The 14,214-nt window shown below is 53.7% G+C and carries 9 protein-coding genes, 1 tRNA gene, 2 rRNA genes and 1 pseudogene; 4 read left to right on the forward strand and 9 right to left on the reverse strand.

The window, feature by feature from the left end:
* Positions 1 to 14 precede the first annotated feature (14 nt).
* A complete protein-coding gene (locus tag CFBP5473_RS16730) occupies positions 15 to 1,043 on the reverse strand; it encodes an ABC transporter substrate-binding protein (protein ID WP_027675946.1) in 1,029 nt (342 codons plus the stop codon).
* A 217-nt stretch (positions 1,044 to 1,260) separates the two neighbouring features.
* Between CFBP5473_RS16730 and CFBP5473_RS16735 the strand changes: the two genes are divergently transcribed.
* The 3 genes and pseudogenes from CFBP5473_RS16735 to CFBP5473_RS16745 all read left to right on the forward strand — a co-directional run bounded on the left by CFBP5473_RS16735 (position 1,261) and on the right by CFBP5473_RS16745 (position 5,036).
* On the forward strand, positions 1,261 to 2,007 hold the full coding sequence (locus tag CFBP5473_RS16735; RefSeq protein WP_027675947.1) for a response regulator transcription factor: 747 nt from the start codon (positions 1,261 to 1,263) through the stop codon (positions 2,005 to 2,007).
* Entirely contained in the window at positions 2,004 to 4,106 is a 2,103-nt protein-coding gene (locus CFBP5473_RS16740) for a sensor histidine kinase (RefSeq protein WP_027675948.1), read from the forward strand. Before CFBP5473_RS16735 ends, CFBP5473_RS16740 begins: the two co-directional genes overlap by 4 nt.
* Positions 4,107 to 4,282: 176 nt before the next feature.
* Positions 4,283 to 5,036: pseudogene (locus tag CFBP5473_RS16745) on the forward strand (IS5 family transposase).
* Here CFBP5473_RS16745 and CFBP5473_RS16750 read toward each other — a convergent pair.
* Positions 5,029 to 5,943, reverse strand: a complete 915-nt coding sequence (locus CFBP5473_RS16750; RefSeq protein WP_136954392.1) for a hypothetical protein — start codon at positions 5,941 to 5,943, stop codon at positions 5,029 to 5,031. The pseudogene CFBP5473_RS16745 and the gene CFBP5473_RS16750 sit on opposite strands and share 8 nt — an antisense overlap.
* A 417-nt stretch (positions 5,944 to 6,360) precedes the next feature.
* Between CFBP5473_RS16750 and CFBP5473_RS16755 the strand changes: the two genes are divergently transcribed.
* Positions 6,361 to 7,580, forward strand: a protein-coding gene (locus CFBP5473_RS16755) for an IS3 family transposase (protein WP_136954416.1) whose coding sequence is annotated in 2 segments (ribosomal slippage) — positions 6,361 to 6,703 and positions 6,703 to 7,580 — 1,221 coding nt in all. Because the reading frame shifts where the segments join, the coding sequence is not laid out codon by codon here.
* Here CFBP5473_RS16755 and CFBP5473_RS16760 read toward each other — a convergent pair.
* The 7 genes from CFBP5473_RS16760 to CFBP5473_RS16790 form a co-directional block, all read right to left on the reverse strand.
* Positions 7,581 to 8,180, reverse strand: coding sequence for a hypothetical protein (locus tag CFBP5473_RS16760; RefSeq protein ID WP_051441464.1), 600 nt, complete (start codon positions 8,178 to 8,180; stop codon positions 7,581 to 7,583).
* Between the two features lie 125 nt (positions 8,181 to 8,305).
* A complete protein-coding gene (locus CFBP5473_RS16765) occupies positions 8,306 to 8,626 on the reverse strand; it encodes a type II toxin-antitoxin system RelE/ParE family toxin (RefSeq protein WP_037172028.1) in 321 nt (106 codons plus the stop codon).
* Positions 8,627 to 8,629: 3 nt separating this feature from the next.
* Positions 8,630 to 8,896, reverse strand: coding sequence for a type II toxin-antitoxin system ParD family antitoxin (locus CFBP5473_RS16770; RefSeq protein ID WP_027677337.1), 267 nt, complete (start codon positions 8,894 to 8,896; stop codon positions 8,630 to 8,632).
* A gap of 190 nt (positions 8,897 to 9,086) precedes the next feature.
* A complete protein-coding gene (locus CFBP5473_RS25390) occupies positions 9,087 to 10,337 on the reverse strand; it encodes a tyrosine-type recombinase/integrase (protein ID WP_051441465.1) in 1,251 nt (416 codons plus the stop codon).
* A 193-nt stretch (positions 10,338 to 10,530) separates the two neighbouring features.
* A tRNA-Met gene (locus tag CFBP5473_RS16780) sits at positions 10,531 to 10,607 on the reverse strand.
* 145 nt (positions 10,608 to 10,752) lie between these two features.
* Positions 10,753 to 10,867 (reverse strand): 5S ribosomal RNA (rrf, locus tag CFBP5473_RS16785).
* A 206-nt stretch (positions 10,868 to 11,073) separates the two neighbouring features.
* Positions 11,074 to 14,118: ribosomal RNA gene (locus CFBP5473_RS16790) — 23S ribosomal RNA — on the reverse strand.
* Between the last annotated feature and the right edge of the window lie 96 nt (positions 14,119 to 14,214).

Below are 14,214 nucleotides of genomic sequence, written 5' to 3' on the forward strand. Positions count from 1 at the left end.
TTCAATTCTTGCTGTTAATGGCTGGGCGGATGGATCTCCGTGTCGAACCGCCCAAGCAGCCGACGTCGCTCTTCCGGTGTCCCGAAAGTGGCGAAGTCGTAATCGACCATCTTGATCAGGGAGAGGTCCGGCGCTCCCGCCGGTAGCTTCGCCCTGACATTCGACGGCACCTGATTTTGCCCTGCCGCAGCACCAGTAGCCTGGCCTTCCGGGCTCAGCGCAAAATCCACGAAACGACAGGCTTCGTCGCGGTTTTTCGTGCCCCGAACAATGCTCACCGCGCCGATTTCGTAACCTGTCCCCTCACAGGGCGCGACAATGACGAGTGGCGCTCCCGCTTCCTTCTGCGTCACGGCATCATGCATGAAAGATATCCCGATAACGGTCTCGCCCTTCGCCGCCGCCTTCACAGGTGCCGATCCGGCTGACGTGTAGTCCGAGATATTCCGGTCCAGCGTCTTCATGTAGCTGAAGGCTTCCTCTTCTCCAAAAAGCTGAACGAGCGTCGCCAGCATTGTGAAGGCCGTGCCGGAAGAGTTTGGATTGCCCGTCATGATCCTGCCCTGAAAGCTTTCGCCAATCAGGTCTTTCCAGCAACTCGGAACGGGAAGTCCTTCTTTCTTCAGCAAATCGCTATTGTAGGCGAAGCCGAGCGCACCGGCGTAAATCCCAGCCGACTGCCCGCCGGACATGGTGAAGAAGTTCTGCGCCCAGGGTAGCAGTTCGGTTTCACGGTCCGACGCATAGGCCTCCAGAAGCTTTTCGGATGCGGCCTGCAAATGCGTGTCGCCGGTGCCGCCCCACCACACATCGACGGTCGGCGCATCCTTTTCCCGCCTGATCTGGTCGAGGATTTCGCCGGTGCTCTTGCGAACCATCGTCGTTTGGGTGCCGCTTCGCTGCTCGTAAGCCTTCTGCATTGCGGCGCACCAGGCATCATCTGCCGCACAGAGAATGTTCAATCTCTGGGTAGGCTGTGCCGATGCCGCGCCATAAGCCCACAGGGCAACACCGGCGCAAAAAGCCGCAAGCAATGCTTTCACCTGATCCTCCCCTTGGAACCTCCCCGTTCCAATTTCGATGCCAAGCATGCCAGAAGCGCGAATTTGCGCAATCCGCAGAATGGTTACCGATCTTTCAACGGAAACTTCAGGAAGAAAAACTCTGTTACAAATATTACAAATGTATCACGCACAGTCATCATCAACCTTTTGAATATTTCCCCGCGCATGCCTATGATCCCAGCGGGAGGACTACAACGTGCAGAACCAGAGGATCGGGATTCTGATCGTCGAGGACGATCCGGATATGGCAGAACTGATTGCAGACCTTGTCGAGGCGGAGGGATGGTCTCCACTCGTCGTTCATTCGGCGGAGGATGCGGCCAAAGCGCTTGCGCGCGCTCATGTTCACATCGTCCTGCTCGACCACAATCTACCCGGAATTTCCGGTCGCACCTTTGCACAGCGTATCCGCATGGAACTTGGCCTGAATGTCGGCATCGTGATGGTAACTGCGGCGGGCAGCGCAACAGAACGTGTTTTGGGCCTTGAGACAGCAGCGGACGACTATGTGGTCAAGCCCTTCGAGCCGATAGAACTGACAGCGCGAATAAAGGCGGTGCTTCGTCGCATCGCCCCGTCTCTCAAGGTCGAGAAAGAGCCGGAGCGCGCCCATTCCGCAAGCTCCCTCATCCTCGGAGACTGGGCCGTCGATTTATCGGCCCGGCGCGCGGTCTGTCTTGCGGATCAAAGCAGGACACTGACCACAGCCGAATTTGCGCTTCTGGAAGTGCTGGCCGAAACCCCGAACAGGCCGGTGAGCCGCTCCCACATTCTTGACCGGCTAGGAGCAGAGAGCGACCGCTTCATAGATCGCAACGTGGATGTTCTGGTGCTTCGTCTTCGTCGCAAGATCGAGCGCAACCCCGACCTGCCGCAGCACATCAAGACGCGGCGGGGAAAGGGATATGTGCTCCACACCGAAACCTTAGAGCCGCAATCGTGATCAACCGGCGCTTCCTCCAGTCCATCGCCTTTCGCTTGCCATTTGCCATTGTCTTTATCTGCTCGTCCGTTTTCATCCTTTCGGCGGTTGCCATTTATGGCTTGCAAAAAGCCAAGACCGAAATGGCGACCTATAGCCTGCAAGCTTTTTCAAGCCTTGCACGGGCCTCGCTGGTTTCGCGGCAGGTTGCCGATCTGGTTTCCAGCGCGCCTCTTCTCATGAATGCGACGTCGCCTTATCGTGTTTCAAGCGAAAGCCGCGCCGTCGTGACGCAGGTGGACAGCCTTCTGCAAACCATCGGTCAATATAAGAGCGCAGAAAAGCGCGATGCGCTGCCAAATGACGATATTGTCGACCTGCTGCATGCGATCCGCCAACAGACCCTGTCGCTCGCAGCGGATGCCGATGCGGCTCAACAGCACAAGGCCGCAGCGGCAGCAGCTCTTGGTGAAATAGCGACGAGCCAGAACATACCTAATGCGGCAATCCGCCAGCGGCTCAATGCCGTGGTTCAGGCAGCAGCCAATTCCGCCAGCCTTTTTCAATTGGGTGAGCTACAGCGACGCTATGTCGAAGAAATGGACTCCATTCAAGCAGATGCGGCGCAAACCAATTTAGACAGAAGAGATGGTCTTAAGCCTTACTCTCGCGTCTTCGAGGCGCAAACACAGTATCTTCTGGAAATGTTTGCGATACAGACGGCTGTTTCGAAGCTCCACGCCGTCTCCCGCGATCTTTCACACGCCACCGAAACGCAAAGCGAGGCCGTTGCGCAGAGACTAAATGATGGGCTGGAGACTGCCTCGGCAGCACTGACGCGGCTCATGATCATGGTCGCGCTTGCGCTTATCGTCGTTCTCATTCTCTCAGCGCTTTCAATCCGGTCCGTCATGCGGGTTTCGACCGGCATAACCACGCTATCAGGAGGAATGAATGCGCTTGCAAATGGTGAGCAGGATGTCAGCCTGCCGATCTATCAGGGCTCCGAGACGGAGCTTGTCAGGCTTTCCGATGCGTTTCGGGCGTTCAAGGAGAGCGTCGACCGCGTGTCCCGTCTTCGACGCACGGCGGAAGCCGCTGCGCGAACCATCCGCTCCACCTTCCGGACGATGAATGAAGGCATCGCGCTCTTCGACGCATCCGGTCGCCCCATCACTATGAACCGACGCGTCATCGAGCTTGTCGGTCGCCGCGGAGGCTCGTCACGAAAGCTTGCTCTGCGCGGATTCATCGAAACAATACCTGAAATCGATCCGGCTCTTCTACCGCACGCAAACGATCCGGGCGATCTTGAAAGCAGGATTACGGTGCGGCATCGAACCGCTGATCAACAAGTTACCGAAGTGGCGATCTCCCGTCAGCCAGATGGCGGCATCGTGCTTCTTGCGCGCGATGTGACGGCGCTGGACCGCCAAGAAGCCGAAGCGGCGAAGGCGCAGCGGCTCGATGGCATCATGCGTATGACGCATCAGTTGAGCCACGAAGTCGGAAACATGATCGGCATCATCACCGGTAGCCTCGGCCTTCTGGAGCGGGAAACCGGTTTCACGGAGCGCCAGCAACGCAACATCAACCGCATCCGCAAAGCAGCAGACCGAGGCCGTCAATTGGCAAGCAGCATGCTTTCAATCGGTAGCCAGCAGGCGATCCACCCGGCATCCGTGGATGTTGGAACACTGCTCAACGGTATGACAGACATTCTTGAAATCGCCATCGGCACCGGCAATCGCATCCACCTCGAAATCGAGGATACCCTGCCCCGACTTGCACTCGACGCTGCCTTGTTCGAGCAATCCATCCTGAACCTCTGCCTGAACTCAGCCGCTGCGATGCCGGATGGCGGCACAATAAAAATCAGCGCCAGAACCTTTGCCGATCAACTGACCGTTACGGTTCGGGACACCGGCTGCGGCATGGACCAAAACGCCGTCGACAAGGCCTTCGAACCCTATTTCACTACACGCTCCCAACAAGGAGGATCTGGACTTGGCCTAGCAATGGTCTACGGCTTCATGCGCCAGAGTGGTGGGGATGCGAGGATTACCTCAACGGTGGGTGCGGGCACATCGATAATTCTGATTTTTCCTGTTAAATGCTAGCCCTCGGACTCATTAGAGCGTTTCATGTTTTGAAATAATCGGATGATTCCCTTTGAGGATTATTTGTGATTCAGAGGCGCTGGCTGGAAGGAGGCTAGGCTGTAGTGACAATTTAAGAAAATGGGATTCCGTTTTGTCGTTGAATCAGATTCAACACTGACTTTTGGAGGTTGGTGATGGATGGCGAGGTTTTGCGCGACGACCAGTGGGATCGGCTGAAATCGTTCGTTCCTGGTGGTCGCGCGGCCCGCGTAGTGACGGTCGCCGTTTTTTCGATGCGGTGTTGTGGCTGGCCCGCTCGGGTGCAAGGTGGCGCGATCTGCCGGAAGAACGTTTCGGGTCTTATCAGACGGTGAAGCGACGGTATTATCGGTGGATCGAGCAAGGTGTATTCGATCAGATTTTCGAAGCGATAGCCACCGATCCTGATCTGGAGTGGCTTTCGATCGATGCGACCGTGATCCGGGCACAGGCCCAAGCTGCTGGTGGCCGACGGAAAAGGGGGACCGAAAGCCCAGGCTCTCGGTCGCTCCCGCGGTGGATTTGGCAGTAAAATCCATGCGGTAGTTGACGTGTTGGGCCTTACCGGTTCGCTTCCATCTTGGGCCGGGACAGCAGAATGACATGGCCCCAGCTTGCGATCTTGTCAGAGGTATACCCGCAAAACAGGTGCTGGCAGACCGCGCCTATGATGCCGATAGCCTGCATGACATCATCCTCGAACAGGGCGGCGAGCCGGTCATCCCGCCGCGCCGCTATCGCAAGTATCAACACGCCTACGACCACATCGCATACAAGGCCCGATGGGGTATCGAAAGCTTCTTTGCAAAGCTCAAGCAGTGGCGGCGTATCGCAACCCGTTACGACAAAATCGCAGCAAACTTCATGGGCTTCATCAAAATCGCGAGCATAATGCTCTGGCTCAAATGATTAAATTGTCACTACAGCCTAGACCTGCCTTTTCAAGCGAGCCGATCTTTTCGGACTTGAGATAGGCAAGTTTTGCCTCATCAATGTCGATTTCAAATTCTTCAAGTGGTTGAGGATCTGGACTGATTGCGTTCAACGAAAACTCTGTGTCCACAGCAAATCCTTTGTAAACCGGACGTTCGATTTTGTATGAAAGCAATGTTCCGGTCAGATGTTCAGGTAGGCTTCGGCAAGTGTATCCATGTTCTTCAAACGGATAACCGCATGTGTTCACATCCTCCGCATTGGAACGGTCGTCTTCATGCCCTTGGATGATAATAGAGCGGTGTTTGAGAAAAACACTCGCAAGCATGGTGGAGAGGAGGATCTTAAAACGCGAGACGTACGTGGTATCTGATAATCCGACGTAGGCGTTCCAGTCTAGCAGCCCTTCATGAAACCTCTGCATCATCACATCCGTAAGATTATTGATGTAGACGATGAAGAATTGGGAACTGTAGGAATAGTCTACATCTCGGGTCAGCATCACTGACTCGGCCATAGCGTCGTACAAGACGTCCTGTAACTTGTTATCCCCGATGTAGTCTACTGCCAGAACTGAGTGGTTACTATTACGGTCGAAGAGAGGAATAAGTTTCTGAAAGACGGCCAGCCCGTACCAATTATTCGAAATGGCGTCCCGGTCGAAGACCAACGCCATTTCCCGGCGTTGACGGTCTGGAACAAGAGCTGTTTTCAGATCGGAGTATCTGATGCGCTTTGAAGCCAAAACAGTTTCAGCTTCCTGCCTCAAACGTTGGATTTCCCGAAACATCGCGGCTGGAGAGACCTTAAAATAATCTCGTGTGACCTCAAGCATGACATGGCCACGGGCGTTGAGGGTATGAATTGATTTCGTGTCAGACACTAAACCCTCCAAGCTTCAGCGGCATTTGCTACGATTCAGATGAAATATCGCTTCCTACATTCAAGCGATGGCCAAGTGTATCCTCAAGGTGATTCTGCGTTCAATAGACATGCTTTAGTACGAGACAGAAATCAGCCTCGTCGCATCAACAGTAAAATCTCAGTCGAGATGCATCGCAGACCCTTCTTTAAGTGACTCATAGAGATCGGGCCGAAACTGCACAAGAACCTTGTCCAGCATCTTTTGCACGACCGGGTTAACCCAATATTGACAATCATCAGGTGGCCGCTCGCCACATTCCATATAATCCATGTAGTCGCTTGACATTAGGTAGGAATCTTTACGTCCGTGTAATGGCCCCATAAATATCCGGACACGATCTCCCACTTAACAAGTGTGCGAGGTAATGTGCCCATTATGACCAGTCACAGTCCTAAGATAGAAGTCCTGTCCGGCCCAGAGCGCCGCCGTCGCTGGTCGACGACAGAGAAGCTTGCCATCATCCAGGAGACATATGAGCCGGACGCAACCGTCAGCATCGTCGCTCGGCGCTACGGTATCCAGCCGAACCAGTTATTCACTTGGCGTAAGCTTGCCACCCAAGGAGCTCTAACGGCAACTGCTGCCGAGGAAGATGTCGTTCCAGCATCCGAATATCGTGCCCTTCAAAACCAGGTCAAAGAACTACAGCGTCTGCTCGGCAAGAAGACGATGGAAGGCGAGATTCTCAAAGAGGCGCTTGAGATCGCCACCGGCCCAAAAAAACACCTGTTGCGCTCGCTGTCATTGCCGAAGGGAAGTTCCCGATGACGGCTGTGTGCAAGACTTTTGGTGTTGCCCGGTCAAACATGGTAGAGCGGGTGAGACAGCGTCCTTCCAAAGCCCGTGGTCGGCCGCCGTTCGCGGATGATGTTCTTGTCGATGAAATCAAAGCGATCATCTCCGAGATGCCAACCTATGGATACCGCCGGGTTCATGCGCTCTTACGCCGTAAAGCCCGTAGCGAAAGCCGCTCATGGCCGAACGTCAAGCGCGTTTATCGGGTGATGAAGGTGCATGGCCTGCTTCTCGAACGCCATACTGGAGCCATTGATAGCCGTCGCCATGATGGTCTTGTCGCTGTCGCTCAATCGAATTTGCGTTGGTGCTCGGACGGTTTCGAAATCGGCTGCGATAATAAAGAAAAGGTCCGCGTTGCCTTTGCACTCGACTGCTGTGACCGCGAGGCAATTGCCCATGTCGCCACTACTGAAGGCATCAAAAGCGAAGATGTTCAGGACCTTGTCATCACGGCCGTCGAAAACCGCTTCGGCCGCATCAATATCCTTCCTAAGCCCATCGAATGGCTGACTGACAATGGATCATGCTTCATTGCGTCAGACACGAGATCGCTGCTGCTGGACATCGGGATGGAGCCTCGCACGACCCCGGTCCGCAGCCCTCAGTCCAACGGAATGGCCGAAGCCTTCGTAAAGACGTTCAAGCGCGACTATGTCTCGGTCAATCCCATTCCGGACGCTAAAACCGTCATCGCCCAACTGCCATTGTGGTTCGAGCATTACAACACGCTTCACCCGCACAAAGCTTTGGGATATCGCTCACCGCGCGAGTTCTTAGACCGTCAAACAGAAATCTGATCATGTTCGGTTTTTATGGGGCAACTCCAGTCCGAAGATAAGGGCAAGATGATATATGACGATACAGCGCAGATCTTCGTTGAACGTATTGAGCCAAACCAGTCTGTCTTTTACGTAAAGCGCTCCGTCATTCAGTAAAGTGGTATGGAAGAAATTGTAATGTATCTGGTCATTACATCTCTTTCGTGCGCCCAACTCCCCTGAATTTTCAATATATTTAGTCATTTCCTCTATGCGAGGAAGCGGCTTTGTGGACTTGCCGTGGAGCCAGTCATTGACGAATGGAACGATAGATACTTCAGCGGTACAGTGGTGCTTAAGCCACAGGTTCACATAGACATTGATCGTTGCAACATCGTGATATTTCCTTAGCAAGGCAAAGGCGTCGTTAATCCGCCCCTTCTCTAAAAGATATGCCATCGATTCCACGGTGCCTTGGATCGATGAGAAGACATAACTATCTATATTGACGAATGCCGTCGTTCCGGTAGTCACTTGCTGAAATACACTCATAGAGAGCGAGTCGTAGAAATCGCCATATTGAGTGAGGTTTTCAAAGATTTCATGCTCTCTATAAGCGTTGTCTGTGATCTGTATCATCTGGGAAATAGAACATATTCAATGCCGACAAGCGAACCCGAAGTAAGTGGAAATAGAGGTAGACCCTGAAAGCGCATCCCGCTACGCGCCAATTGCGCAATGAATCCGATTCGGCAAGGGATGCCCTACAATCGCCCTTCCAAAACGTCATCGCGGATTTCCTGACCGCCATAGAACACGCCCAATACCATCACGTAATTGTCTTCAACGGCAAATGCGATGCTGACACTTCTCCGATAACCAATGATGCGCAATCCGGGGATTTTTCCTTCACGGACAGTACCACGCTTCGGAAAGGTCGAAAGTTCGCTTAGAAAAGAGCGGATACCGCTCACATAGTTCCACGCTACATCCGGCCCAGCCCTGTCATAACTGGCAAGGTCGCCATAGAGCTTCAACAACACCGCTTCCGCTTGGTCATGAAGAATGACGGTATAGCGTTTCATACCCTAGCGGACTTTTGCCATATTAGCTTTATGCTCGGCTTCTATACGCGCAAACGCATCGTCTAACGGCACACCCTTGGAAGGATCAGCCTTCAATTCGGCATAACGTGCCGGAATGTCATGGTTGAGCCAGCGTTCGCGAGCCGCGTCCTGATCTTCAAGCAAACGAAGACCCGCGCGAACAACCTCGCTCGCATTATTGTAGCGACCAGATTCAAGCTGCTTTCGAATGAAAGCCTCATAGTGATCGTTAAGTGCAATACTAGCCATGGTGTGTACCTCCTTCCTCTATTATAGGAAGAAAATCTAAAATTAACAACTATTGTTATCTATTAACATGCCCCAGCCATTTCAACGCACTGTCAAAATGGCCGGGAAAAGGGATTAATCCCTTATATTGGCCCGCCAAGCGGGCTGACAAATCGGCAAGCGATTTGTAGCGATACCCGTTCGGGTATCTTTACCGGGCCGCAGGGCCTCGGTTGTCGTGGAAGGGCGGCGCTGCCGCCGCCCTTGGCACCTTCCGTGCCCGCTTGGCCTTGCGGGAATTGATAACCGACGCATCAAGTGTCGTCTTGATGTGAGCGGCGTAGAATTTTTCAATCATTTCGACGCTGGTTCGGCGATTTTTGGCAATCGCATAAACATCAGCACCTTCCATGAGACGAATGCAGATATAGGTATGACGAAGACTGTAGGCTGTCCGAGGTTTGCCATCACGATCCAGCTTGAGATTTTGATCATCAAGAAGGTTATTAAACATCTTGAGATAATTACCGGGGAATAAGAGATCGGTCGCGGCAGGCTGACTGACCTTAATCTCTTCAACCCCCGCCCCCTTCCCTTTTCGAGCGGGCTTCAAGCGATCCCGCAAACGCTCATAAGGCTTGACCGCACCCGGCTTAGATTTGCACCAGCCAATCCCGCGCTTGCCGCGCACTTCGATTTCCAAAATGCGTTCCCGCGTATCGGGATAAACAACAATCGACACGTCACGATGCTGCAACTGCTTCGCTTCATCAGGCCGCAGGCCCGTATTTCCCATAAACAGCACGAAGTCATGAAGCTGCTCAGCTTCCCAACCAAAGTACGGGTTCTTCAGCTCCTTGGCATTGAGGCGGGTCGCTTCGTAAAGCTGCTTGTATTCGGCAGGGCTGAACCACGGTCGATGGCTGATCTTGCCTTGGGTCTTGTAGGGGGGCGAAAGGTCAGGCAAATGCGATAGCCACTTGTGACGGATCGCTGTCTTCAAGACCTCCCGTAAGGTTCCAACCTCGTCATGCAACGTGCTGCGCGACGGCGCTTTGCCATTCTTGGCCGTCGAGATGCGCTCGACCCGATAATCCTGAACGGTTCCGGCATTGATCTCCGAAAGCCCCATCTTTCCGAAGAATGGAATGAGGTGAAGGCGCAAGCGGATACTGTGCCCTTCCACCCATTTGGGGCTGCGCTCACCTTCGGTGATGATGGCGTATTCCTGTTCGAACTTCTTGGCAGCTTCGGCAAAGGTCGTTTCGGTCTTGATGAGACCCGCCGCCAGCTTGCCGCGCAAACCGAGATACCAATCCTCGGCAAAAGACTTGGCCTGTTCAAGCCCCGTTTCCTTGGTACTGGTGCGATACTGGCGGCCTTTGAGAGAGGCGGAGCAATGCCATGTCAGACCCCCGCGCCGGTGAGACGTTCCTGGCAATCGTAAAGGATCTGCTGGCAAACTAAGATCTTGCCTGTCTTTGCCCGCGCCTTGAAGGGCAGAAAGCCTACAGCCCCGTCATTGCCGAGGCTTACGAACCGCCCCAGCCCTCGATCAGCGGCCCTCAAGTTTTTCAGAGGGGGAGTCCCAATCCAAAGAGCGACGCTGTGTCGAGCATCTTTGCTGGCGTTATTTCCAGGACATAATGGGGATTTGGTTGCGGGGGCAGGATTTGAACCTGCGGCCTTCAGGTTATGAGCCTGACGAGCTACCGGGCTGCTCCACCCCGCGTTACCAGCGCAGCCCTTTCGTCGGGTGGCGCCATTTGAAGTTTGTGTAGTTTATAACACAAAAGGCCGCATTGTGAGCGGCCTTTGAATTGGCCTTGTGGCCTTTTTGTGATGAGAAGATATGTTGTATGTTTTGCGTTTTGCAGACCTGGCAGCGACCTACTCTCCCGCGTCTTAAGACGAAGTACCATTGGCGCTGGGGCGTTTCACGGCCGTGTTCGGAATGGGAACGGGTGCAGCCGCCCCGCAATAACCACCAGGTCGGCAAAGCGCAAAACATACGCTGTTTTCGAGAAGCTGGGTGGCTTGGCCACTTTCTATTTTTAACACGTCTTTCTCTGACCTATCCGTATGTTTCCCATACAGACCAGAGGTCGTCGCGCCTCGTGGCGCGGCCCGTCCGGAGCGTATTCCACGCGTCAGGACAGAAGAGGAATGCTCATCTTCGATGAGCATGAACAATGGGAACGAAGAAGTCGATCGAGCTATTAGTAACGGTAAGCTTCATGCATTGCTGCACTTCCACACCCGTCCTATCGACGTGGTCGTCTTCCACGGCTCTGATAGGGAACACTCGTTTTCAGGTTGGTTTCCCGCTTAGATGCCTTCAGCGGTTATCCATTCCGTATATAGCTACTCTGCTATGCCCTTGGCAGGACAACAGATCCACCAGAGATACGTCCATCCCGGTCCTCTCGTACTAGGGACAGATCCTGTCAATATTCCTACACCCACGGCAGATAGGGACCGAACTGTCTCACGACGTTCTGAACCCAACTCACGTACCGCTTTAAATGGCGAACAGCCATACCCTTGGGACCTGCTCCAGCCCCAGGATGCGATGAGTCGACATCGAGGTGCCAAACAACCCCGTCGATATGGACTCTTGGGGGTCATCAGCCTGTTATCCCCGGCGTACCTTTTATCCGTTGAGCGATGGCCCTTCCACACGGGACCACCGGATCACTATGACCGACTTTCGTCTCTGCTCGACTTGTCAGTCTCGCAGTCAGGCTAGCTTATGCCATTGCACTCGACGACCGATTTCCGACCGGTCTGAGCTAACCATCGCGCGCCTCCGTTACTCTTTCGGAGGCGACCGCCCCAGTCAAACTACCCACCATACACTGTCCCGGATCCGGATAACGGACCGCGGTTAGACATCCACGAAGATAAGGGTGGTATTTCAAGGATGGCTCCACGCAAACTGGCGTCCGCGCTTCAAAGCCTACCACCTATCCTACACATGCCTTGGCGAATGCCAGTGTAAAGCTATAGTAAAGGTGCACGGGGTCTTTCCGTCTGACCGCAGGAACCCCGCATCTTCACGGGGAATTCAATTTCACTGAGTCTATGTTGGAGACAGCGGGGAAGTCGTTACGCCATTCGTGCAGGTCGGAACTTACCCGACAAGGAATTTCGCTACCTTAGGACCGTTATAGTTACGGCCGCCGTTTACTGGGGCTTCAGTTCAAAGCTTGCACCTCTCCCTTTAACCTTCCAGCACCGGGCAGGCGTCAGACCCTATACGTCGTATTGCTACTTCGCAGAGCCCTGTGTTTTTGATAAACAGTCGCTACCCCCTGGTCTGTGCCACCCCATCATAGTTGCCTAAAATGGGGTCACGCTTCTTCCGAAGTTACGCGTGCAATTTGCCGAGTTCCTTCAACATAGTTCTCTCAAGCGCCTTGGTATACTCTACCTGACCACCTGTGTCGGTTTCGGGTACGGTCTATACGGTGGAGCTATTTCCTGGAACCTCTTCGCCGCACATCCAATCCAATAAGAATGCACAACACACAAGATCCGTCACTACCACCAGGCCCACGAATATTAACGTGGTTCCCATCGACTACGCGTGTCCGCCTCGTCTTAGGGGCCGGCTAACCCTGCTCAGATTAACTTTAAGCAGGAACCCTTGGTCTTTCGGCGAGGGAGTCTCTCACTCCCTTTATCGTTACTCATGTCAACATTCGCACTTCCGATATCTCCAGCAGCCCTCACGGGTCCGCCTTCACAGACTTACGGAACGCTCCGCTACCACTTGAGCATAAGCTCAAATCCTCAGCTTCGGTGCATGGCTTTAGCCCCGTTACATTTTCGGCGCAAAGACCCTTATTTAGACCAGTGAGCTGTTACGCTTTCTTTAAATGATGGCTGCTTCTAAGCCAACATCCTGGTTGTTTTGGGATCCTCACATCCTTTCCCACTTAGCCATGACTTGGGGACCTTAGCTGGAGGTCAGGGTTGTTGCCCTCTTCACGACGGACGTTAGCACCCGCCGTGTGTCTGCCGACTAGTACTCCTCGGTATTCGGAGTTTGGTTAGGATCAGTAAGACGGTGAGTCCCCATAGCCCATCCAGTGCTCTACCCCCGAGGGTATAAGGTCGACGCTCTACCTAAATAGATTTCGCGGAGAACCAGCTATTTCCGAGTTTGATTGGCCTTTCACCCCTAGCCACAAGTCATCCCGAACTATTGCAACAGTTATGGGTTCGGCCCTCCAGTTGGTGTTACCCAACCTTCAGCCTGCTCATGGCTAGATCACTCGGTTTCGGGTCTAATGCAACGAACTGAACGCCCTGTTCAGACTCGCTTTCGCTACGCCTACACCTACCGGCTTAAGCTTGCTCGTTACACTAAGTCGTTGACCCATTATACAAAAGGTACGCCGTCACCCAACCCACTAAAGGGCTCGGGCTCCGACTGTTTGTAGGCATCCGGTTTCAGGTTCTATTTCACTCCCCTCGTCGGGGTGCTTTTCACCTTTCCCTCACGGTACTTGTTCGCTATCGGTCATGCACGAGTACTTAGGCTTGGAGAGTGGTCTCCCCATGTTCAGACAGGATTTCACGTGTCCCGCCCTACTCAAGGACAATGCCTGTTCTACGTCTACGGGGCTATCACCCGCTATGGCCGACCTTTCCAGATCGTTCGACTTTATTCAGCATTGCCACTGGCCTGGTCCGCGTTCGCTCGCCACTACTTACGGAGTCTCGGTTGATGTCCTTTCCTGCAGGTACTTAGATGTTTCAGTTCCCTGCGTTCGCTTCTTACACCCTATGTATTCAAGTGTAGATACCTTATTACAATACCTAGAAACCATTCCGGTTGCTCTGTCCTACCCGGACGTGCCGGGTTTGTTTTGTCCTCACGGCCGAAGGCCTGCGGACGGCGCGCCAAACGATTGGCGACGGCCTCTGGCCTGTATTGCTGCCATACTCAACCTCGAGCAAGGCACCCATACAGGACGATAGTCCGTCGCTGCTCGTGCAGCGCACCCACGTAGCGCCAGCAGGCAAAGCCTGCGGTACGGCGCGTGAGTGCAAACAAAGATAGACAAATCATTCCAACAGGAATGATTTTCTAGGTATTTAAGGTGGGTTGCCCCATTCGGAGATCCATGGATCAAAGCTTATTCGCAGCTCCCCACGGCTTTTCGCAGCGTATCACGTCCTTCTTCGCCTGTGCATGCCAAGGCATCCACCAAATGCCCTTAATTCACTTCTTCGTTCTCATTGTCTATGCTCATCATCAAGTCGTCATTCCGAAGGAATGAACGACGGATCAGGTTACCTTTTACAACCAGATCAGGTCACGATGACAT

Source organism: Agrobacterium larrymoorei (assembly GCF_005145045.1).
GTDB lineage: Bacteria > Pseudomonadota > Alphaproteobacteria > Rhizobiales > Rhizobiaceae > Agrobacterium > Agrobacterium larrymoorei.

Excerpts from the sequence above, each read along its gene's own strand:
- CFBP5473_RS16760 (WP_051441464.1), bottom strand. The coding sequence starts at position 8,180 with ATGATACAGATCACAGACAACGCTTATAGAGAGCATGAAATCTTTGAA.
- CFBP5473_RS16770 (WP_027677337.1), bottom strand. The coding sequence starts at position 8,896 with ATGGCTAGTATTGCACTTAACGATCACTATGAGGCTTTCATTCGAAAG.
- CFBP5473_RS16765 (WP_037172028.1), bottom strand. The coding sequence starts at position 8,626 with ATGAAACGCTATACCGTCATTCTTCATGACCAAGCGGAAGCGGTGTTG.